This window comes from Amphibacillus xylanus NBRC 15112, assembly GCF_000307165.1.
Taxonomy (GTDB): Bacteria; Bacillota; Bacilli; order Bacillales; family Amphibacillaceae; genus Amphibacillus; species Amphibacillus xylanus.
The window spans coordinates 1071806-1091383 of the sequence record NC_018704.1 but is presented as its reverse complement, the minus strand read 5'-3'; the positions used below and the strand labels follow the sequence as shown (position 1 = coordinate 1091383).

23 protein-coding genes and 1 other annotated feature are annotated in these 19578 nt (G+C 35.8%); of the genes, 2 read left to right on the top strand and 21 right to left on the bottom strand.

What is annotated here, in order from left to right:
• Positions 1-8 precede the first annotated feature (8 nt).
• The gene (locus tag AXY_RS05385; protein ID WP_231841384.1) at positions 9-590 is read right to left on the bottom strand and encodes a DUF421 domain-containing protein; all 582 of its coding nucleotides are present in this window, start codon (positions 588-590) and stop codon (positions 9-11) included.
• Positions 591-807: 217 nt separating this feature from the next.
• On the opposite strand from AXY_RS05385, the gene AXY_RS05380 reads away from it, so the two are divergent.
• Positions 808-1188, top strand: coding sequence for a TIGR04086 family membrane protein (locus tag AXY_RS05380; RefSeq protein WP_015009778.1), 381 nt, complete (start codon positions 808-810; stop codon positions 1186-1188).
• A gap of 44 nt (positions 1189-1232) precedes the next feature.
• Here AXY_RS05380 and AXY_RS05375 read toward each other — a convergent pair whose 3' ends face one another.
• The 10 genes from AXY_RS05375 to safA form a co-directional block, all read right to left on the bottom strand.
• Complete coding sequence (locus tag AXY_RS05375; protein ID WP_015009777.1) at positions 1233-2771, bottom strand: hypothetical protein; 1539 nt, start codon at positions 2769-2771, stop codon at positions 1233-1235.
• Positions 2772-3001: 230 nt separating this feature from the next.
• Entirely contained in the window at positions 3002-3322 is a 321-nt protein-coding gene (gene yajC / locus AXY_RS05370) for a preprotein translocase subunit YajC (RefSeq protein ID WP_015009776.1), read from the bottom strand.
• Between the two features lie 21 nt (positions 3323-3343).
• The gene (gene tgt / locus AXY_RS05365) at positions 3344-4483 is read right to left on the bottom strand and encodes a tRNA guanosine(34) transglycosylase Tgt (protein WP_015009775.1); all 1140 of its coding nucleotides are present in this window, start codon (positions 4481-4483) and stop codon (positions 3344-3346) included.
• A gap of 26 nt (positions 4484-4509) precedes the next feature.
• The gene (queA, locus tag AXY_RS05360; protein WP_015009774.1) at positions 4510-5538 is read right to left on the bottom strand and encodes a tRNA preQ1(34) S-adenosylmethionine ribosyltransferase-isomerase QueA; all 1029 of its coding nucleotides are present in this window, start codon (positions 5536-5538) and stop codon (positions 4510-4512) included.
• Between the two features lie 20 nt (positions 5539-5558).
• Complete coding sequence (gene ruvB / locus AXY_RS05355; protein WP_407919035.1) at positions 5559-6554, bottom strand: Holliday junction branch migration DNA helicase RuvB; 996 nt, start codon at positions 6552-6554, stop codon at positions 5559-5561.
• 26 nt (positions 6555-6580) lie between these two features.
• Entirely contained in the window at positions 6581-7195 is a 615-nt protein-coding gene (gene ruvA / locus AXY_RS05350; protein WP_015009772.1) for a Holliday junction branch migration protein RuvA, read from the bottom strand.
• A gap of 105 nt (positions 7196-7300) precedes the next feature.
• Complete coding sequence (locus AXY_RS05345; RefSeq protein WP_231841382.1) at positions 7301-7882, bottom strand: intercompartmental signaling factor BofC; 582 nt, start codon at positions 7880-7882, stop codon at positions 7301-7303.
• Positions 7883-8031: 149 nt separating this feature from the next.
• The gene (locus AXY_RS05340) at positions 8032-8754 is read right to left on the bottom strand and encodes a YebC/PmpR family DNA-binding transcriptional regulator (protein ID WP_015009770.1); all 723 of its coding nucleotides are present in this window, start codon (positions 8752-8754) and stop codon (positions 8032-8034) included.
• A 135-nt stretch (positions 8755-8889) separates the two neighbouring features.
• Positions 8890-9633: an NAD(+) synthase gene (nadE, locus tag AXY_RS05335; RefSeq protein ID WP_015009769.1), complete on the bottom strand. Its 744-nt coding sequence runs from the start codon at positions 9631-9633 to the stop codon at positions 8890-8892.
• A 141-nt stretch (positions 9634-9774) separates the two neighbouring features.
• Positions 9775-10725: a SafA/ExsA family spore coat assembly protein gene (safA, locus tag AXY_RS12265; RefSeq protein WP_015009768.1), complete on the bottom strand. Its 951-nt coding sequence runs from the start codon at positions 10723-10725 to the stop codon at positions 9775-9777.
• Positions 10726-11038: 313 nt separating this feature from the next.
• Here safA and AXY_RS05325 point away from each other — a divergent pair, with 313 nt between their 5' ends.
• The gene (locus tag AXY_RS05325) at positions 11039-11578 is read left to right on the top strand and encodes a transcription repressor NadR (RefSeq protein ID WP_015009767.1); all 540 of its coding nucleotides are present in this window, start codon (positions 11039-11041) and stop codon (positions 11576-11578) included.
• 42 nt (positions 11579-11620) lie between these two features.
• On the opposite strand, the gene pheA is transcribed toward AXY_RS05325, so the two are convergent.
• The 10 genes from pheA to AXY_RS05275 all read right to left on the bottom strand — a co-directional run bounded on the left by pheA (position 11621) and on the right by AXY_RS05275 (position 19515).
• Entirely contained in the window at positions 11621-12481 is an 861-nt protein-coding gene (pheA, locus tag AXY_RS05320; protein ID WP_015009766.1) for a prephenate dehydratase, read from the bottom strand.
• Between the two features lie 24 nt (positions 12482-12505).
• Entirely contained in the window at positions 12506-12955 is a 450-nt protein-coding gene (locus tag AXY_RS05315) for an ACT domain-containing protein (RefSeq protein WP_015009765.1), read from the bottom strand.
• 40 nt (positions 12956-12995) lie between these two features.
• On the bottom strand, positions 12996-14276 hold the full coding sequence (gene obgE / locus AXY_RS05310; protein ID WP_015009764.1) for a GTPase ObgE: 1281 nt from the start codon (positions 14274-14276) through the stop codon (positions 12996-12998).
• A gap of 12 nt (positions 14277-14288) precedes the next feature.
• On the bottom strand, positions 14289-14810 hold the full coding sequence (locus tag AXY_RS05305; RefSeq protein ID WP_015009763.1) for a Spo0B domain-containing protein: 522 nt from the start codon (positions 14808-14810) through the stop codon (positions 14289-14291).
• A 600-nt stretch (positions 14811-15410) separates the two neighbouring features.
• Complete coding sequence (rpmA, locus tag AXY_RS05300; protein WP_015009762.1) at positions 15411-15701, bottom strand: 50S ribosomal protein L27; 291 nt, start codon at positions 15699-15701, stop codon at positions 15411-15413.
• 14 nt (positions 15702-15715) lie between these two features.
• A complete protein-coding gene (locus AXY_RS05295; RefSeq protein WP_015009761.1) occupies positions 15716-16048 on the bottom strand; it encodes a ribosomal-processing cysteine protease Prp in 333 nt (110 codons plus the stop codon).
• An 11-nt stretch (positions 16049-16059) separates the two neighbouring features.
• On the bottom strand, positions 16060-16368 hold the full coding sequence (gene rplU, locus AXY_RS05290) for a 50S ribosomal protein L21 (protein WP_015009760.1): 309 nt from the start codon (positions 16366-16368) through the stop codon (positions 16060-16062).
• Between the two features lie 15 nt (positions 16369-16383).
• Positions 16384-16455: a sequence feature (ribosomal protein L21 leader region), on the bottom strand.
• A gap of 40 nt (positions 16456-16495) precedes the next feature.
• Positions 16496-17947, bottom strand: coding sequence for a ribonuclease E/G (locus AXY_RS05285; RefSeq protein WP_015009759.1), 1452 nt, complete (start codon positions 17945-17947; stop codon positions 16496-16498).
• A 10-nt stretch (positions 17948-17957) separates the two neighbouring features.
• Positions 17958-18734, bottom strand: coding sequence for a site-2 protease family protein (locus tag AXY_RS05280; protein ID WP_231841380.1), 777 nt, complete (start codon positions 18732-18734; stop codon positions 17958-17960).
• Positions 18735-18798: 64 nt separating this feature from the next.
• The gene (locus AXY_RS05275; RefSeq protein ID WP_015009757.1) at positions 18799-19515 is read right to left on the bottom strand and encodes a M23 family metallopeptidase; all 717 of its coding nucleotides are present in this window, start codon (positions 19513-19515) and stop codon (positions 18799-18801) included.
• Positions 19516-19578: the final 63 nt, after the last annotated feature.

Here is a 19578-nt window from a genome sequence, read left to right as displayed (position 1 = left end):
CCTTATGATTAGCGTTTACTTGTGTCTAGATCAATATACCAACGGTTCGCACCATCAAGCGTACAGTAAAGAATTTGTTCAATCTGATCAAAACCTTGTTTACTCAATTCAGCTTTTAACCATTCCTTCGTTTTATCAATCATTTTTAATGAGTCCTCCATGATTTCACCGTCTGCAATCAAAAGATGGACAAATCCGGTTGATTCTGGTTTCTCTTTTGGAAATACAGACAGTTTTCCTGAAGGTTCTAATATTGCATACTCCACGTCTTGCACACACTTCACTCCTTTTTCATGAAGTTGCAAGATTAAATCATCAAAGTTATACCGATGGTTTTGCATCTCTTTTTTATCAATTCTCCCGTTTAAAATGATAATGGATGGTTTACCCTCAAACCAATCGCGAAATTTTTTACTTTTTAATGAAATATATGCAGTTACACGCTGGATCACTACTAGAACTAACATCGGAACAATTGAAGCAAATAAGTGCTTTGATGTATCGCCTATTACAATAATCGCGAGTTCCGCCATCATAATTGAAATGACAATATCAAGTAAACTTAGCTCACCAATCTCTCTCTTTCCCATTAGACGAAAGAAAAATACAACAAAGAAATAGATTATAAAAGTCCGACTAATAATCAACCACATAAATGAGCACCTACTTTTATCTTACCTATCGTAACAATTAACTTCCCCTAATTAAATAAAATTATTTAGGTTGAAGTGGATAGACAGTCTATTTTAACTGGATCACTCATATAGTAGTGGTAGAGAGGTGGACAAGATCCGGGGAGGAGATATTGTGAAAAAAAGTTTAACTGCCGTCATGTATGGCTGGTTATCTATTATTATTTTACTGGTTATAACAAGTATGATACTCGCTATTTTTTTACGTTTTACTTCACTAACCAACCCTTTATTAAATCAACTAGCGATGATTTTAAGTTGTTTAATTATGTTTATTAGCGGATTAGTGAGCGGAATTAAAGCTAAACAAAAAGGTTGGATCATTGGACTAATGTTAAGTGTAAGTTATAGTTTTGTTATTTATTTATTTTCGTACTTAGGATACGGTGAACATTTCTCAATGATTCAATGGCTTACACACTTAGGTTTTCTAATTGTTACAATGATAGGGGCAATTTTTGGTGTTAACATTGCAGGTGATAGAGGATCAAATTAAATAAGAGGATGGGTATTAATAGCCCCATCCTCTTTTAATAAACTTTAAATTAAGAATAGTGATGCAAATATTCCTAATAAACCAATAATCGACAAGATTAATACAGGTAATTTAGGCATTTGTTCATCATTATCCATTGCCTTACCAAACATATAGAAAACAAATGGGTGAACGAGGAACGTCATTGAGAACGTAAATGTAATTAAGCCAGCCGCTTCAGCTCCGAACATTCCCTCTTGAACTCCCGCAAATAAACCAAAATGCGAAATAGCGGATGCTTTAGCCATTACACTAAACTCAAGACCCATTGAGCTTAAACTTAATAGTAATAAACCACCGAAAATCGCAATAATTTGCCATCCAAAACCAAACTGAAGCAATGATTTCATTTCGGCACGATCGTCTGAGTTAGTTTGTTTAATATTTCGTAGTCCAAGTATCACTAAGACGACACCGATTAACAACATAATGATCGACGGTATAATTAGTAATGAACCACGATTCATACTTATACCAAGAATTGAGAATACAAAGATATGCATAGCAAAAGGAATATTAACAAGCATTGGTGCACGATTAGCAGCACGATCACCTAAGTCACCAGCTGTACACGCACCAGTTAAACCAGTGTGAGATAATGCGCCTGCCATTCCTGGTGCTAAGTTACGAACAGCGTTTGTTTTACCAAAGTAAATTAACAGCGCCATTCCCCCGAACATCCAGAAGATTTGGCCAAAGAATCCATAACCTAAAACTGCGGCCGTACCTTCCATTTCAAATACTTCAATAATTCTTGAACCACCGACTGTAAATGTACCAGCTAGTACAGCAGGGATACCTGCGAATAATAGTGCTTTGATCGTTGGACCAAATACATACTTGTAAAAAACTGCACCTAATGCTGTAGAAATAACCATTGCAAAGAATATCGATGGTAATGATACCAAATCTCTAATAAATTGTGATAAATGATATGAGGCAATTAAAATTCCTACAATGACAATGATCTCAAGTACACCTTTACGAATATACAACGGTTTATTAATGATTTTAGCCTTATTATCAATTAAAATAATTGCTCCAACCAATCCTAAATAAGCTAAAATTGGATAGTAACTACTTAGACTACTTTGGTTTAAACCTAAGAGTAAGCGAGCCGTTGCTTCAATACCAATTAACAGTAAGAATGAACGTACCGTCAGAACTAATTGAGTTCTAGTTGTCCCTAAAACAGTTTCTTCTTCATTATGTATGAGTAGTTCTTCTGTTTCAAAAGATTTATTTCCAAATATTTTTCTAATCTCCTGACCTCCGACAAAGAATGTCACAATTAAGGCTATATTTGTTGTTTGTGATACTAGTTCTAAGACTGGAAATTCTTTTAATCCAGGAGTTGCAACACCACTTACGACTAAAATAAAGCCCATTAATAAGCCAAAAATAACAATGATCAAAATTGGCGAATATCGAGTGCCTGCAACAACTGTTCTAGCAATTAAAATCATAGGTATTAGTATCAATAATGTTAATATAAAATGATTTAACAATTGTAAACTTTCAACTTGTTGGATAAGTTGTTCCATTATACTTCCCCTCTCATATTTTTAATTGAATGCATATTCCGTTTAATATTACTTTGTTTCATCACGATAGTAAATATAACTATTATGAAGTTCGAAAATTGTTCACAATTACTCATTTTTATTTTAAAAATGAAATTCGAGTATTATTTTTTCTCTTATGTGAGTTATAAAGTTTTGAATAATCCGCATAAAAAAAGTAGTTAGCATCAATTTGCTAACTACCTTGTTAATTATTCTGCTGTTGTTTCTTCTACTTCAACAACATTTTTAATAGCTGATCGGTCATATGTAAGCTTACGACCACCACCTACGTCGATTTGAATTGTTGCTTCATCTAATGCATGAATCACACCATGAAGGCCACCAATTGTAACAATTTTATCGCCTTTCTTCAAATCTGCTTGCATTTGATTTACTGCTTTTTGACGTTTTTGCTGTGGGCGGATCAATAAGAAGTAAAATACAACTGCCATTATGATAAATGGTAGTAATAAACTGAAGATTGATGGCGCCTGTTCAGCTCCTGCATTTAAAAGAATTAAGTTTTCCATTTATATTTCACCTGCCTTCCTTTAGAAATTTTTTGCGTTAGGTTTATTAAACCCATAACTTTCAAAGAATTCTTCCCTGAAATCACCAAGTCGATCTGCTTTTATTGCTTCACGTACTTGCTCCATTAAGTTTAACAGAAAATAAAGATTATGATAAGTAGTAAGTCGTAATCCGAAAATTTCATCTGTTTTTATCAAGTGACGAATATATGCGCGACTATAATTTTTACATGTGTAGCAATCACAATTTGGATCCAATGGTGAAAAATCACGGGCAAACTTAGCATTTCTGACAACTAAACGGCCTTGTGATGTCATCAATGTACCATTTCGTGCAACACGAGTAGGTAGGACACAGTCAAACATATCAATACCACGAATCGCCCCATCAATTAGTGAATCTGCCGATCCAACCCCCATTAAGTAACGTGGTTTATCACTTGGTAATAGTGGTGTCGTAAATTCGAGAATATCATTCATTATATCTTTTGGTTCACCTACTGATAGTCCCCCAATTGCATAACCTGGGAAATCAAGTGATGTCAGATCTTGTGCACTCTGTTTACGTAAATCTTTATATTCTCCTCCTTGAATAATACCGAATAAGCCTTGGTCTTCAGGACGTTCGTGTGCTTCTAAACAACGCTCAGCCCAACGACTTGTTCGTTCAACAGAGTTTTTCATATACTTATGTTCTGCTGGATAAGGTGGACATTCATCAAACGCCATCATAATATCAGAACCAAGGGCATTTTGAATTTGAGTTGCTTTTTCTGGTGTTAAGAATAGCTTCTCTCCACTAATGTGGTTTCTAAAATGAACCCCTTCTTCTTCAATTTTGCGTAAATCACTTAGACTGAATACTTGAAAACCACCAGAGTCAGTTAAAATTGGACGATCCCAATTCATGAATTGGTGTAATCCACCCGCTTCTTTAATAATATCTTCACCAGGTCTAAGCCATAAGTGGTATGTGTTAGATAAAATAATTTGCGCATTTATTTCTTTTAATTCCTCAGGACTCATCGTTTTAACAGTTGCAAGCGTACCAACTGGCATGAATATAGGTGTCTCAAATGAACCGTGTGGTGTGTGAACACGACCAAGACGTGCACCTGTTTGTTTACATGTTTTAATTAATTCATATCTAATTGCTGTCATTCTCTCACTACTTTCTTGTTAAAATATTAAACAATTAACATTGCATCGCCAAAGCTAAAGAATCGATATTCTTGCTTAATCGCTTCATGATAAGCATCGAGAATAAACTCCCGACCTGCTAAAGCACTGATTAACATGATCAATGTGGACTTTGGTAAATGGAAATTGGTAATCATCGCATCAACCGCCTTAAATTGATATGGCGGATAAATGAAGATCGAAGTCCATCCGCTTGTCGGAACAATTTCTCCATTATTCTCACTAGCTATCGCTTCAAGGGTCCGGGTTGATGTCGTCCCAACTGCGATAATTCGACCATCTTGACTTTTCACGCGATTAATTTTTTCAGCTTCTTTACTTGATAGGTGATAATACTCACTATGCATATCGTGCTCTTCAATCCGATCAACACTTACTGGTCGAAATGTCCCTAATCCAACATGCAATGTAACAAAAGCTATTTCAATTCCTTTTGCTTTAATTTCTTCAAGTAAATCATTGGTAAAATGTAATCCAGCCGTCGGTGCTGCAGCTGAACCTTCAGCTTTTGCGTACACCGTTTGGTAACGATCCTGATCAGCCAATTGCTCTTTAATATACGGTGGTAATGGCATTTCACCTAACTCAGTTAAAACCTCTAAGAAAATACCATCGTAATCAAAACGAACAATTCGCCCCCCATGCTCGAGGATTTCTGTACAAGTTGCTGTTAGTCTTCCCTCACCAAAGCTTAGCTTTGTACCAAGCTTTACTTTTTTCGCTGGCTTCACTAAAACTTCCCAATGATCATTCTCTTTTTGGTGTAATAATAGCACTTCTACTTTAGCACCTGTATCTTCTTTTACACCATATAGTCTTGCCGGAAGAACCTTAGTATTATTCAAAACTAGGCAATCGCCAGGTTTAAGATAATCAAGTATATCACTAAAATGGCGATGTTCGAGACTTTTATCATTCCGATTTAATACCATTAATTTAGATGCTGTACGATCTTTTAATGGTGTTTGAGCTATTAAATGTTCTGGTAGGTCAAAATCAAACTCTTCTATGTTCATAATTATCTCCTATAACTAAATTAATCCATTTGATTCGGTAATGGACGATTAAAATGTTGATATGTTTTTTCAGTGGCGATGCGTCCACGAGGTGTTCTCTGTATAAAACCATTTTGTAGTAAAAATGGTTCGTAAACATCTTCAATTGTTTGTGGCTCTTCACCTATTGTCGCAGATAAAGTATCTAAGCCTACTGGTCCACCTTGAAATGCATCAATGATCGCAATTAACAGCTTATGATCGATATGATCTAAGCCAATCTTATCAACTTGTAGCATGCGTAGTGCATGTTGAGTAGTTTCTAATGAAATCGACGTCTCACCCTTCACTTGAGAAATATCACGTACTCGTTTAAACAAACGATTGGCAATCCGTGGTGTACCACGTGAGCGCCTTGCTATTTCAAGTGCGGCTTCTTTATTAATTGGCATATCAAAAATCATCGCTGTACGCTCTACAATTTCACGTAAATCATCAATTTCATAATATTCTAAGCGGCTTAATACCCCAAAGCGATCTCTCAAAGGAGCAGTTAATAGCCCTGCTCTAGTCGTTGCTCCAATTAAAGTAAACGGTGGTAAATCAAGCCTGACAGATCTAGCTGACGGGCCCTGACCAATCACAATATCTAAACAGAAATCCTCCATCGCTGGGTATAGGATCTCCTCAACTGCACGTGGTAAACGATGAATTTCATCAATAAATAACACATCTCCAACTTCAAGCGACGATAAGATTGCCGCTAAATCACCTGCTCGCTCAATTGCTGGTCCAGAAGTCGTTCGAAATTGGACATTCATTTCATTGGCAATTATCGACGCCATCGTTGTTTTCCCTAAACCAGGAGGTCCATATAACAACACATGATCAAGCGGCTCGTTCCTTAATTTTGCCGCTTCGATAAAAATGGCTAAATTTTCTTTAGCTGTCGTTTGTCCAATATATTGCGCTAACCATTGCGGTCTTAAACTAAATTCAATTTCTTCTTCATCTTCAAATTGCTCGCCAGTAACCATTCTTTCTTCCACAATTCTCACCTCAATTACGATTTGATTAATAATGCTAAGCCTAATTTAATCAGTTCATCTGCATTGACTTTACCTGATTGTTTTAATTGTGGCGTAATCGATTTTAACTCACGTTCACTATATCCTAAAGCCTTTAATGCCTCTATCGCTTCATCTATTGTTTGTTGATTGACTGAATCATTCATACTAACTAGTGAGTTCATCATCTGGTCAGATCCTTGTCTAATTTCAAATGGTAACTTGCCTTTTAAATCTAAAATCATTTGACGAGCAGTCTTTTTACCGACACCAGGAAATTGCGTTAAAAACTTTTCATCTTCATTTTCAATTGCAATGACAAAATCATCAACCGAGATATGGCCTACAATTGATAAACCACTCTTAGGCCCAATCCCTGACACTGTAATGAGACGACTAAATAATGTTTTTTCATCTTGATTTCTAAAACCATATAAAATCTGCGCATCTTCACGAACATGATGATATGTATTTATTTTAACATCTTGATTTATTTTATCTTGAAAATAAAAGGGATTTGCACAAACAATCTCATAGCCAATGCCATTAACATCAACAATGACAACCCCTTCTGTTACCTCAACTAGTTTCCCCTTAACATAAGCAATCACACTAAATCCGCTCCTAACGTTTTACTATACCTGTTTAAAAACTATTTTACCACACAATCGTATGTTCGCCTAGAAAACACCTTAAAAACAGAAAAAAGAGCCTGATTATTCAGGCTCACCGTGAACTTGTTTACTAGGTATTTGATGTCGAAACACATCAATAACTTCTTGATAGGTACTTTTCGAATCAATTTTTATCCCTTTTTCCAATTGCTTTTGCTCTGCTTCTGATAACATATTAATATCTAAATCAAAAACAGTTTCAATATTTTGATTATATTGTGGCTCTCCTTCATAAATAACCAATTGGTTATCGGCTAAACCGAAGTAACCCACTTCTTTTAAGTAAGGAGAAATATCATCTATATATTCTCTAAAAACCATTTGTCCTACTCTTTGATCAATCAACTGGTAACTTTCATAAGCGTACCAGAAATCTTCCATCGCTGTAATTGTTTCAGTATATGTCTTTGTATCCATACGACCGTCTAAATATTGTGATTGCAATACTATTTCAATAGTCGCCAAATCATTAGGATACGGTGACGTTTCAGTTTCAAGATTACTTACTAAAATTACATCATTTTCATCAGATTCTGTGCTCTCTTGATTAAATTGACCATTATAAATGAGAATCGCTAAAACTAAGAAAATATTTAAACCAATTAAATATTTCAATTTATCCACCTCATATAAAGTGTGTATTTACTTTATAGGATAGACAAAAAAAAATATTTTACACCAAATAAATAGAAACAGAGCAAAAATAATTGATATTATTATCCCTTATCTTTGCTCTGACTCTAATTTATCGTTTATATTTATAATCTTTAACTCTACTCAGCGTTATGATGAACATCTTGAACATCATCTAAATCTTCTAATCGTTCGATGAGTCGCTCCATCTTAGCTTGGTCATCTTCACTTAATTGAGTATACGTCGTCGGAATTAATGTCAGTTCTGCAGTATCAAACTCAAAACCTTCATTAGCTAAAGCATCACGAACTTCTTTAAAGTTCTCAGGCTCAGTATAAATTTCATATACTTCATCTGTTGTTTCCATTTCTTCTGCACCAGCTTCAATTGCTGCTAACATAACTGTATCTTCATCAGCATCCGTTTTTGAGCGTTCAATAACTAAGTAACCTTTTCGATTAAACAGGAATGACACACAGCCATTCTCTCCTAGGTTTCCACCACTCTTTGAGAAAGCGTGACGAACTTCAGCTGCAGAACGGTTCTTATTATCTGTTAATAATTCTACCATGACAGCTGATCCACCAGGGCCATAACCTTCATAAATCACTTCTTCATAACTTACACCATCAAGTGTTCCTGTAGCCTTTTTAATATTACGCTCTATATTTTCATTCGGCATGTTTTGTGCCTTTGCTTTATCGATTGCTAAACGCAAAGCTGGATTCGTCTCAGGATCTGCTCCACCTTCTTTAGCAGCAATATAAATATCTTTCGCTGCTTTCATAAATATTTTTCCACGCTTGGCATCCTGAGCATTTTTTCTTCTTTGAATGTTTTTCCACTTGGAATGTCCAGCCATTAATAAAACCCCTTTCACATAAAAAAATAAATAAACTATGCTTATATTTTATCACATTAAGTCAATACTTGATTCTGTCAATGTAAAGAATATCTTAAAAAAATCATCTAGACGTCGATTCATATATTACGTAAATTACTCAAACTTATCAGGAGTTGCAGCAATTTTACGTTTATGTTCTGAACGTTTGTGCATGCGCTCAATAATTTCTCGATCATGATCCGGAATCTGCTCACCTTTTAAATAGCGGTCAATGTATAAATATGTTGTACCCATTTCAGATTCGTCAGTTTGCCCTTCCCAAAGCCCTGCACTTGGTTGCTTTTGTGTAATAGCCTCTGGTACACCCAAGTATTCAGCCATTTCTTTTACTTCACCTTTGGTTAGATGTACAAGTGGATTAATATCGACACCACCATCGCCATACTTAGTAAAGTATCCCGTATACCACTCAGCTGCGTTATCAGTACCGACAACTAAATATTGATGATTTGTCGCAATTGTATACAATGTCGCCATTCTCAAACGAGCTTTTAAATTCGCACGCGCCAGCTGATCAAATTGTTCATTAAATGTTGCATTTGTTTTGATTTGGTGATTAATCGTTTGATAGAGATTTTGATAACTATCCGTTAAGTCAATCGTTAAACTGTTAATATTCGTTTGACTAACAACCGCTTCTGCATGATCAAGATCCTCTTGTTGGCTTTCACAAGGCATGATCACGGCTAGTGATTGTTCAGGAACAGCACGCTTAATTAAGTTTGCTACTAAAGCAGAATCAAGTCCACCACTTAATCCAACGACAAGTCCCTTTACTTTTGCTTGTTCCACTTGTTCACGTAACCAATTTACTAAATAGTCTACTTTGCGCTCCATGGTGAAAACTCCTTTGATATAAATAGAAATGTTTTTCACATATTATTATTACTTAATTGCATTATTAATGCAATCTTCTTAAAATTTTTTAGCATAAGAAAATGAGTAACACATATTTGTGCTACTCATTTAAATGATTAATTATTCTTCTTCGTTATCTCCATATGGATTAGTTCTTGGTGCATACGTGGCATAATTTACATATCCTTGATATCCATTCCCCGGGTAATAGTATGGATTTTGCTGATATCCCATTTGTTGCATTGGCCATTGTGTTGGGTACTGCATATTATAATAATTATTATTCATGTCAAAATCGTCATTATTGTTATCATTATCGTCATCATCATGATCGTTTACATCTAATTCGCCCCATTGTGTATTTGGATTATTGCCATACATTTGGTTTGCTTGCGCAACTTGCCATTGAGCATTTTGATAAGCATAATTTGCATATAGCATATTTGGATCTTGATACACATCGCACAAGTTCATACCATTAGGGAAACAAGGTTTTGGTGGACACGGCATCATTTGACATGGTAAGCATGGGATCCACATCATATTTGGTTGTGGCCAATAAGCAGGTTGTTCAACTGGTTGTTCTACAGGCTGTTCTTTGATTGGTTCTTGCTCCACTGGCTGAGGTTGAACTGGATGATGATGATGTGTTGTTTGCTCTGCTTTTATTGTTGTATCGTGATCATCAATATCAAAATCAACATCAATATTGTATTGATTAGCATAAATGTTAGGTAATTTAGGCATTTGAATTGATACTGGTGGTAATTTTGGTAATGGGATTTTCTTTTCAACTTTTTGCTTAGGTTTTTTGTCATCTTCTTTAATTACTGGTTGTGCTTTTTGTGGTACATGTTTGAATGGTGTCATGACTTTTTCTTTAGGAGCAGTGCCCGTTTTAGACTGAACTACTTGTTTTTTTGCAGTTGGGATTCTTATTTTCATTCCTGGCATAATCATATCTGGATTGGCGAGATGAGTATTCGCTGCTTTTAACGCTTCAAAATCAACATTATACTGCTTTGCTAACTTCCAAAGCGTATCTCCTTTTTGAACAATATGAATTTTCACTTGGTTGACTCCTTTCTATATTGAAGTGTACTAATGACCATTTGGCCGCTAGTCACACAATAAAATAACCCTATAATTTAACTGATAAAGCCTAAATCTGTAGTATTTTTTTTAGCTACAAAATAGGCAAATAACAGTATTAGTCCTTATCAACATATGCAATCACCTAGAAATGTTGATTGTTTTTTGAAAAAAATCTCTTTCTTCTTTTCTTTAGATCACTAAAGGTAGTCATTTAAGACAAAATATGAGAAAATAATAAGCAATAACTCAATACAGGGATTTTTATTGATTATTAATAGGAGTGGCTTTAATGAGTAAAAAAGAAAAACTAATTGGAAAAGAACGACGTGAAGCTATTATAGAGTGGTTGAGTAATAGTGAAGAACCGTTAACAGGAAGTGAGCTTGCAGAGCGAGCAGGCGTAAGTCGCCAAGTTATTGTTCAAGATATTTCTTTGTTAAAAGCAAAAAACACTACAATCATATCAACTAGTCGTGGCTATTTATTATTGAAAGACATAAATGATATTGAAAAGTACGAACGGGTCGTTGTCGTTAAACACCGACCAGAGCAAACGAAAGAAGAATTAGATTGTATTGTTGATCAAGGGGTAACAGTAAAAGATGTCATCGTCGAGCATCCATTTTACGGTGAACTTAGAGCGCAAGTTATGGTAAGTGATCGTCATGATGTGAAGCAATTTATTAAAGATATCCATGACAAAAATGCCTCTTATCTATCTGAATTAACAGACGGCATCCACCTTCATACGCTAGAGGCTGAATCTGAAGCAAAGCTTGATGCAGCTTACCAAGCATTAAAGCAAAAAGGTTTTATCGTTAAAGAATAAAAACACTGTGTGACTTGATCATTCACACAGTGTTTTTTTAAGTTATTTTGAGATTGAATAGTAAGGATAGCTCCCAAGTAGCTCTACATGACAGCCAATCGCTTCTATCTCTGCAATTGTATTTGGAATTAAAATATCATCCATTTTTTGATCGATGTCAATAATGAAATAATAGCGTCCAAGCCCTGTCTTCATTGGGCGCGATTCGATTTTTGACAAGTTGATTCGTCGCCAGGCAAATGCAGATAACACTTGATGAAGAGCTCCTGCATGGTCAGTTGGTAACGAAATCATCACTTTGGTTTTATAACCTTTTAACACTAATCCATCCATGCTTATCTCGCTACCGTTTTTACTAAGAACAATAAATCGCGTTTCATTATTAGCAAAATCATGAATATTTGCTTTAACAATCGATAAATTATATTCTTTCGCCGCCTGATCATTTGCAATTGCGGCGATTTCTAAATCTGGATTTTCGCTCACATATTTAGCCGCAGCTCCAGTGGAAGCAAAGGTTTCAGCAGTCGCATGTCGCATGTCATTATTTAAGAACTGGTGACATTGAGCAAGTGCATGTGGATGTGAATAAACAAATTTCATCTCTTGCCAACGATCTTTATGCTTTGGATGAACCATAAAATGTTGTTCAACAGGCACGACTAGTTCACTGGCAATTTTTAAGCTCTTTTCAATGATTAAATAATCTAGCGTTAAATTAACAGTGCCTTCAAGTGTGTTTTCTAATGGTACAACACTATATTTTACATGACCATGCTTAACTGCATCAATGCATGCGGGTATCGTTTGATAGCTAACCGCATCTTGATCAGGAAATAAAGCATCGACTGCTTTTTGTGTGAATGTCCCCTTTGGACCTAAATAACCAACGGCATATGGCATCCGGATCTCCCCCTATCCAATTCTCTACATACCCGAACTTAAAATATCGACTCGTTCGACATATTCTTCTTCCTTCAGTTGAATAATTAATTGATCTAGATCAATAGTTAAGTGTTCTACATCTAAAGACAAGGTCACATTAGCCTTGCCATGTATCGGAATCGTCTGATGAATCGTTAAAATATTCCCACCAGCTTTTGCCACGATATCTAATAATCGTGATAACGTGCCTGATTGATCAGCTAAATGAAAAAACAACGTCATAATTTGTGTATGCTGGATTGATTGAAGTGGAAAAACTGCATCGCGATATTTATAAAATGCACTACGAGACAGGTCTGCTTTTTTTACCGCCTCGTAAACCGACTTAGCTTTTCCACGTTCCAATTGTTCTTTAACATCTAAAGTCTTACGCATCGCTTCTGGTAGAAAATCCCCACGAACCAAATAGAATGTTTTACGTTCATTTTCCACGGCCAAATTCCCCCACTACAGTGAAATCAACAGAACGAACCTAGTCAATAAATTCAAACTCATATTCCAACAATCTTACCGTATCCCCATCTTTAGCACCACGCTCACGTAAGGCCTGATCGACACCCATTGTACGTAGTTGTCTTGAAAATCTTTGAATTGACTCTTCATGGTCGAAGTTTGTCATCTTAAATAGCTTTTCAATTTTTTCACCGTATAACACAAACGTACCATCTGGATCACGTGTAATTTCAAACGGAGCTTGTTCTTCTTGATGCTTATAGACAACGTGCTCTGAAATTTCTTCAATTGGTTCAGTATTTTTCGGAATTTGTTCAAGCTGATCAGCAATTGCAAATAACAAATCACGTAATCCTTCTCTCGTAAATGCGGAAATTGGGAAAATCGGATGTGAATCGTTAAGTTGTTCCTTAAATCTTTCTAAATGTTCTTGTGCATCTGGCATGTCCATCTTATTTGCCACAATAATTTGCGGTCGTTCTAATATCGATGGATCGTAAGCCCTTAATTCTTCATTGATCGCTAAATAATCTTCATAAGGATCACGCCCCTCTGTTGCAGCCATATCAATTACATGAACAACAACTCGAGTCCGTTCAACGTGACGTAAAAATTGATGCCCTAACCCAACACCAGCATGGGCCCCTTCAATTAATCCAGGTAAGTCAGCCATAACAAAGCTTCGATTATCCTCGGTTTCGACAACACCTAAATTTGGTACCAATGTTGTAAAGTGATAATCGGCAATTTTAGGGCGCGCAGCACTAACAACAGATAATAATGTTGACTTTCCTACACTTGGAAAACCAACTAAACCAACGTCAGCAATTAACTTCAGTTCGATAATAATATCACGCTCAACACCTGGTTCACCGTTTTCAGCAATGTCAGGTGCAGGATTTTTTGCACTAGCAAATCGAATATTTCCACGTCCACCTCGGCCACCTTTAGCAATTAATGCTCTTTGGCCATGCTCAGTTAAGTCTGCTAAAAACTCACCTGTTGCTTCATCTTTAACAACTGTCCCCGGTGGAACTGACAAAATCATCGGTTCAGCATTTTTACCATGCTTACCCTTACTCATACCATTCTCACCACGTTTTGCTTTAAAATGGCGCTGATAACGGAAATCCATCAATGTATTTAATCCTTCATCAACTTCAAAAATAATATCGGCTCCATTTCCACCATCCCCACCAGATGGTCCACCAAATGGTATATACTTCTCTCTTCGGAATGAAACTAGTCCATTCCCGCCGTCTCCGGCTTTTACGTATACTTTTACCTGATCTACAAACATATTGCCACCTCTTTATTCATGTGCAGTCCAATTAAAACTTAATTTTTCATTTGTTGCTTCTTCTATCTCAATTCGATCGATTTTTTCTAAAGCTGCTATCGTTTGATTTTTCTCCTGAAAATTACCTTCACAAACGAACAATAGTTTAAACGGTTCTGATTTCTTTTGTTGAAATGTTATTGTACCATGATAAACTGATAAATTCATTGTTTGTTCATTGATGTGTTGATGAATTTCATTGATTATTTCAGATACTTGTTGATCATCTGTGATTGGACTCTTTTCACAATCAACAATAGGCGTCCATTCTAAACCGGATTTTTCACTATTTAATTGCAGTATCGTAACAATTGTTTTCGGCAATGGTAAATTGTGAAATCTCTGATCCTCTCCCATAATCTTAATTAAATCTGCTGCTTTTTCCTGAACAACATCTAGTTTCCCAAGTTGAGCGTAACTAATGATTAATTGCAAAAAGTTTGCGTACCGATGTCGATAATGTTTTAACAAATCAATGGCTTCGCGCTCATTCATTTTCCGCACCACCTACGTTATAATAAGAAAATTATAACAAACAATTCATCTTTCGTAAAAATTAATTTAATCGTGTCAATTCTATGAGCAAAATTCTAAGTAGTAGATATTGAGTAGCGAAAATCTTCAACCTTTGGGAAACATTTTGGGCCAAACGTTTAAGATTAATGCGGTATCTTCAACATTTGGGCACTTTTCTGGCTCAAACGTTAATGATTAACGCGGTATCTTCAACCTTTGGGACATTTTTCGGACAAAACGTTTATGATTACGGGTATATCTTTAACATTTGAGTACTTTTTCGAACCAAACGTTTAAGATTATAGGCGTATCTTCAACCTTTTGGCACTTTTTTGGCTTAAACGTTAAAGATTACCGCATTATCTTTAACCTTTGAGCACTTTTTTAGATCAAACGTTTATGATTACTGCTTTATCCTTAACCTTTGAGCTCTTTTTTAGATCAAACGTTTATGATTACTGCTTTATCCTTAACCTTTGAGCTCTTTTTTAGATCAAACGTTAAAGATTAATATATTTTCCATCAAAAAAAGCTTATCTTAAAAATTCATCATTTTAAGATAAGCTTTTATTTATTGTTTTATGCTTCTTGTGCAACTGGGTATACACTTACACGCTTACGATTACGTCCTACACGCTCAAAACGTACGATACCATCAGTTTTTGCATACAATGTATCATCCCCACCACGACCTACGTTAGCACCAGGGTAAACTTTAGTTCCACGTTGGCGATAAAGGATAGATCCACCTGTAACGACTTGACCATCAGCACGTTTTGCGCCTAAACGCTTAGCATGAGAGTCACGACCGTTTCTCGTACTACCTGCACCTTTTTTAGATGCGAAGAATTGTAAATCTAAACGTAACATTGAATTGCACCTCCCTATTTTTCAGAGATGGATATATATTGACCATAATCACGTTCAATGGTTTGTAAGCTTGTTAACATTCCTTCAAGTAATAGACCTGCTTTTTCAAGCGCTTGATCTGTTATATTATCAGGAAGAACGACTTTTAAATAACCACCTTGACCGCCTTGATCAATTATAGGCTCGATCTCAGTTAACTTAATCACTGCGTTTGTCATACCAAAGGCAACCGCGGAAACAGCTGCACAGACCAAATCATAACCATAAGGTCCGCTATTGGCATGCCCGCTCAGTTCATAAGCAGTAATATTTCCAGAATCGTTTCGATTAATTTTAACTTTAATCATTAGAATCAACCTTATGCGTTGATTTTTTCAATTGTCACTTTTGTGTAAGGCTGACGGTGACCTTGCTTACGGCTATAGTTCTTACGACGTTTGAACTTATAAACAGTAATTTTCTTCTGACGACCTTGTTTTTCAACTTTACCTGTAACTGTTGCTCCTTCAACAAATGGTGCACCAACTTTAACATCGTCACCACCTACAAAAAGAACTTTGTCAAAAGTTACAGAATCGCCAGCTTCAGCAGCCAATTTTTCTACGTAGATTTCTTGGCCTTCCTCAACACGAAGTTGTTTTCCACCAGTTTCAATAATTGCGTACATATATTGCACCTCCCTAAAGTAACTAAGACTCGCCATCACAGGTGCGGACTTTCGCTTAAAACCTGTTCTGTGCGGTTGTAGCATCGGGTGCTACTTGCCTTGTATAACATTAAGATAATACCACGTTCTAATTCAGCTTGTCAACTTTAAGTTTTTTATTTTCATAGATAAATTCGTTGATCAATTCAGACGATCCAGAGCGCTTAATATGATAATCTTTAACCCCTTTAGATTCTAAAAAATTCACCTCTGTTTGTACGTGCTGACTAAAGATTTTGCTGTCGATCAATTGATCCCACATTTTTCGAAACTCTCTTGTTACCTCTACAAGCACAGCTTCATCAGTTGTGGCAATCAGCTTGCGCTCCAACTGATAAACTTTACTCTCGAGCGTAAAATCTCTAAGCTCAATTAATCGCTTCGATAAACTTAAGGCATGTGGAGGTGCTTCACGTTTCCTCGTTAGCTCAAATAACCCCAAATCAGTAAAACCGTAAATTTGAGTCCGAACTGGATCAACATTAACCGCTTGCTTAAACTGTTGAACGATTGACTGCTGAGATTTCCTATCTTTCATACGTAAAAAATCGACGACAATCATACCTGAAATATTTCTTAAGCGGATTTGCTTAACAATCTCCTTCAAAGCAATCTGATTTACTTTATAAGAAAAATTATACTGATTCATCTTTCCTGTAAATCCTGATGAATTCACATCGATCACAGTTAACGCTTCAGTGTGATCAATAACTAAAGTAACGCCTGAATCACAAACGACCTCACTTTGAATAATAGACTGAAAAAGTGCGTCGACAGGCATATGTAAAATTGAGTCTATCTGTTTTTCCCAGCTTATTTTATGTTCGAGTTCAGGATAACGGGCTTTAATCTGATTGGCAATTACAGCTTGATCAACATAAATTTGATTAATTTGCTCAAAGGAAAATTTTCTAATCAACCGATCTGTAATGAGATGATCTTCATAAATCATTTGAGGTGGACGCTGTTTATCTGCTTTTGTTAATAAAGTTTGCCAAAATAATCTTAGCTGACTAATCTGATCAGCAAGCTGATCAATCGAATATTGTTCAGCAGCAGTACGAATGACAAGCCCCTCTTCCGCTTCACATATAGGTGCGAGCTGCTCCTTTAAATGATCTGCTTGTGTTTGTTTTAGTTTTTTTGATACAGCTAGATAATTTCCGTATGGTAAATAGACGAGGGCGTGATTTGCTATCGTGATATTCATCGTTAGACGTGCACCTTTGTCTTGATAAGCATCTTTAATAATCTGCACTATGATCGATTGTCCTTCATATAACAAAGATTCAATGGATTGTGTCTGATCTTTACGAAATTGCGGAATTTCTTTCTTCTCTAAATAAGCAAGCTGAGCTTGTCCAATATCGACAAACACAGCTTGCAAGCTTTGGTCAACTGTGACCACTTTTCCTAAAAAAATTGAACCCAATTGTTGTGATTGATCTGGCCGATCGATCGCTAACTCTAAAATGTCATGTTTGTTTTGTACAAGACCAATTTTTTCTGTTGTTTTTGTTAGTAAAATTAGATCGAGCATTCTTTAGTCCTCATTTCTTTGTTTGCTGCGTTAAGTCAGATAGCGTTGCATGATACTGACCTTGATTAAAATAATAGTTTAGACAGTCTAGTTCACTTGTTATGATTTGCTTGTCTCGAATTAAAATTGGATGAAATTTATTTAAATAAAAATGCTCAAATACTGATTTTAGTTTAACGTGACTTAAAAACAGTAGTGGCTGCATTTTTTTCTCTTTAATATGTTGATTCATTCGAGCGAGTAAAAAGCGTTGATATACATATAGTCTCCGTTTCCATTCTAATTTATTTTCCCAGAATAGGAAAGTAATCAATACAGCTACGTTAACTAATGCTTGACTCCATTTAATCATACAAATCAGAAAGATAAAGATACTCATAAAGGAAAAAATTAATGTATATTGATGTGCTCGTTTAAATGGAGATACAATATGAAAAATAAAACTCAATAACTTACCACCATCAAGTGGCCAAATCGGTAAAAAATTGAAGAATAAAATCAATAGATTATATTGATAAGCAAATGCTAGATGCTCTGGAAGTAGAAGAGTTGTCTGTTTTAATAATAATATAATAAGAAAAATCAATAGGTGTTGAACTGGGCCTGCGATTGTAACGAGAAATTGTTCATTTAATGGCTTGTTTAAATGTTCATCAGTTTCCATTACACCACCGAATATCCAAAGTGTAATTCGTCTAATTTCCCAATTAAAAGACTTCGCCATAAAAAAATGTCCAAGTTCATGCCAAGTGACAATAATAAAAATAATTAAAATGTGATAGAACATCCCTGTCAATATCGAAAGAACAACAATAAACCAAAATGTCGGATGTATATATATAAAACGATCGTTAATTTTGCCCATTAATTGAAATAACCTCAATTGGGTCTAGATATTCCTGACCTTTTTGAATCGAAAAATATACAGGCAATTCACTAGATGTTATCCCTATTAATTGACTAGCTTGGACAAATTGATACGGCCTTACTTCAATGTCTTCTAAAAATCCATATGTCGACTTTGTCCGATCAGGATGTTGAATCACAACTGTTTTTTTCGTTTGAGCATCATTTCCAGCAAAAATAACTGTACCTTGTTCGATCGCAAAGACTTCAGGCTGATCAATCGCTTCGATCATAACGCCTTTCCCGTTTAGGTCATATGATGAATTGATTACACCATTTACAGGAAGCACATCATGGTTCGATACCGGTGGTCGGTATTCATCCATAAAAAATCCCAATGGCGATCCAAATTGCTCTTGATACCATACGTTAACAGTTGCAAATGGAAAATCTTCACGCATCTGTCCCATCACCCATTGTCGGACATTACTTTCTGGTGTCGCGAAATGGTTAAAAAATAGCACGACCAAGAAGATGATTCCCGAAGCAATCAATTGTTTAACAAACAGAGGCGTTGATTGTTCTGTTAGTGGATGTTTTGGATTTGCTGTTGCCGGCGCCGGATTAACAGATCGACTAGCGGGGCGATTCTGGATTCGTCTTAATTTTTCAGCTTTCCGCTTTGCTAAAGATCGTCTAACTTCATCAATATTTCGTTTCATCATGACTCACAACCTTCATTAGCACATTTGTACAAGTTTATTCATGTGAGTGAAAATTATGAG

Excerpts from the sequence above, each read along its gene's own strand:
- tgt (WP_015009775.1), bottom strand. The coding sequence starts at position 4,483 with ATGACAGCAATTAGATATGAATTAATTAAAACATGTAAACAAACAGGT.
- rpmA (WP_015009762.1), bottom strand. The coding sequence starts at position 15,701 with ATGTTACGTTTAGATTTACAATTCTTCGCATCTAAAAAAGGTGCAGGT.
- AXY_RS05305 (WP_015009763.1), bottom strand. The coding sequence starts at position 14,810 with ATGAATGAGCGCGAAGCCATTGATTTGTTAAAACATTATCGACATCGG.
- yajC (WP_015009776.1), bottom strand. The coding sequence starts at position 3,322 with ATGGAAAACTTAATTCTTTTAAATGCAGGAGCTGAACAGGCGCCATCA.
- queA (WP_015009774.1), bottom strand. The coding sequence starts at position 5,538 with ATGAACATAGAAGAGTTTGATTTTGACCTACCAGAACATTTAATAGCT.
- ruvB (WP_407919035.1), bottom strand. The coding sequence starts at position 6,554 with ATGGTTACTGGCGAGCAATTTGAAGATGAAGAAGAAATTGAATTTAGT.
- obgE (WP_015009764.1), bottom strand. The coding sequence starts at position 14,276 with ATGTTTGTAGATCAGGTAAAAGTATACGTAAAAGCCGGAGACGGCGGG.
- AXY_RS05295 (WP_015009761.1), bottom strand. The coding sequence starts at position 16,048 with ATGATTAAAGTTAAAATTAATCGAAACGATTCTGGAAATATTACTGCT.
- AXY_RS05375 (WP_015009777.1), bottom strand. The coding sequence starts at position 2,771 with ATGGAACAACTTATCCAACAAGTTGAAAGTTTACAATTGTTAAATCAT.
- AXY_RS05280 (WP_231841380.1), bottom strand. The coding sequence starts at position 18,734 with ATGTTCTATCACATTTTAATTATTTTTATTATTGTCACTTGGCATGAA.
- rplU (WP_015009760.1), bottom strand. The coding sequence starts at position 16,368 with ATGTACGCAATTATTGAAACTGGTGGAAAACAACTTCGTGTTGAGGAA.
- AXY_RS05340 (WP_015009770.1), bottom strand. The coding sequence starts at position 8,754 with ATGGCTGGACATTCCAAGTGGAAAAACATTCAAAGAAGAAAAAATGCT.
- AXY_RS05325 (WP_015009767.1), top strand. The coding sequence starts at position 11,039 with ATGAGTAAAAAAGAAAAACTAATTGGAAAAGAACGACGTGAAGCTATT.
- pheA (WP_015009766.1), bottom strand. The coding sequence starts at position 12,481 with ATGCCATATGCCGTTGGTTATTTAGGTCCAAAGGGGACATTCACACAA.
- AXY_RS05275 (WP_015009757.1), bottom strand. The coding sequence starts at position 19,515 with ATGAAACGAAATATTGATGAAGTTAGACGATCTTTAGCAAAGCGGAAA.
- AXY_RS05285 (WP_015009759.1), bottom strand. The coding sequence starts at position 17,947 with ATGCTCGATCTAATTTTACTAACAAAAACAACAGAAAAAATTGGTCTT.
- nadE (WP_015009769.1), bottom strand. The coding sequence starts at position 9,633 with ATGGAGCGCAAAGTAGACTATTTAGTAAATTGGTTACGTGAACAAGTG.
- AXY_RS05385 (WP_231841384.1), bottom strand. The coding sequence starts at position 590 with ATGGGAAAGAGAGAGATTGGTGAGCTAAGTTTACTTGATATTGTCATT.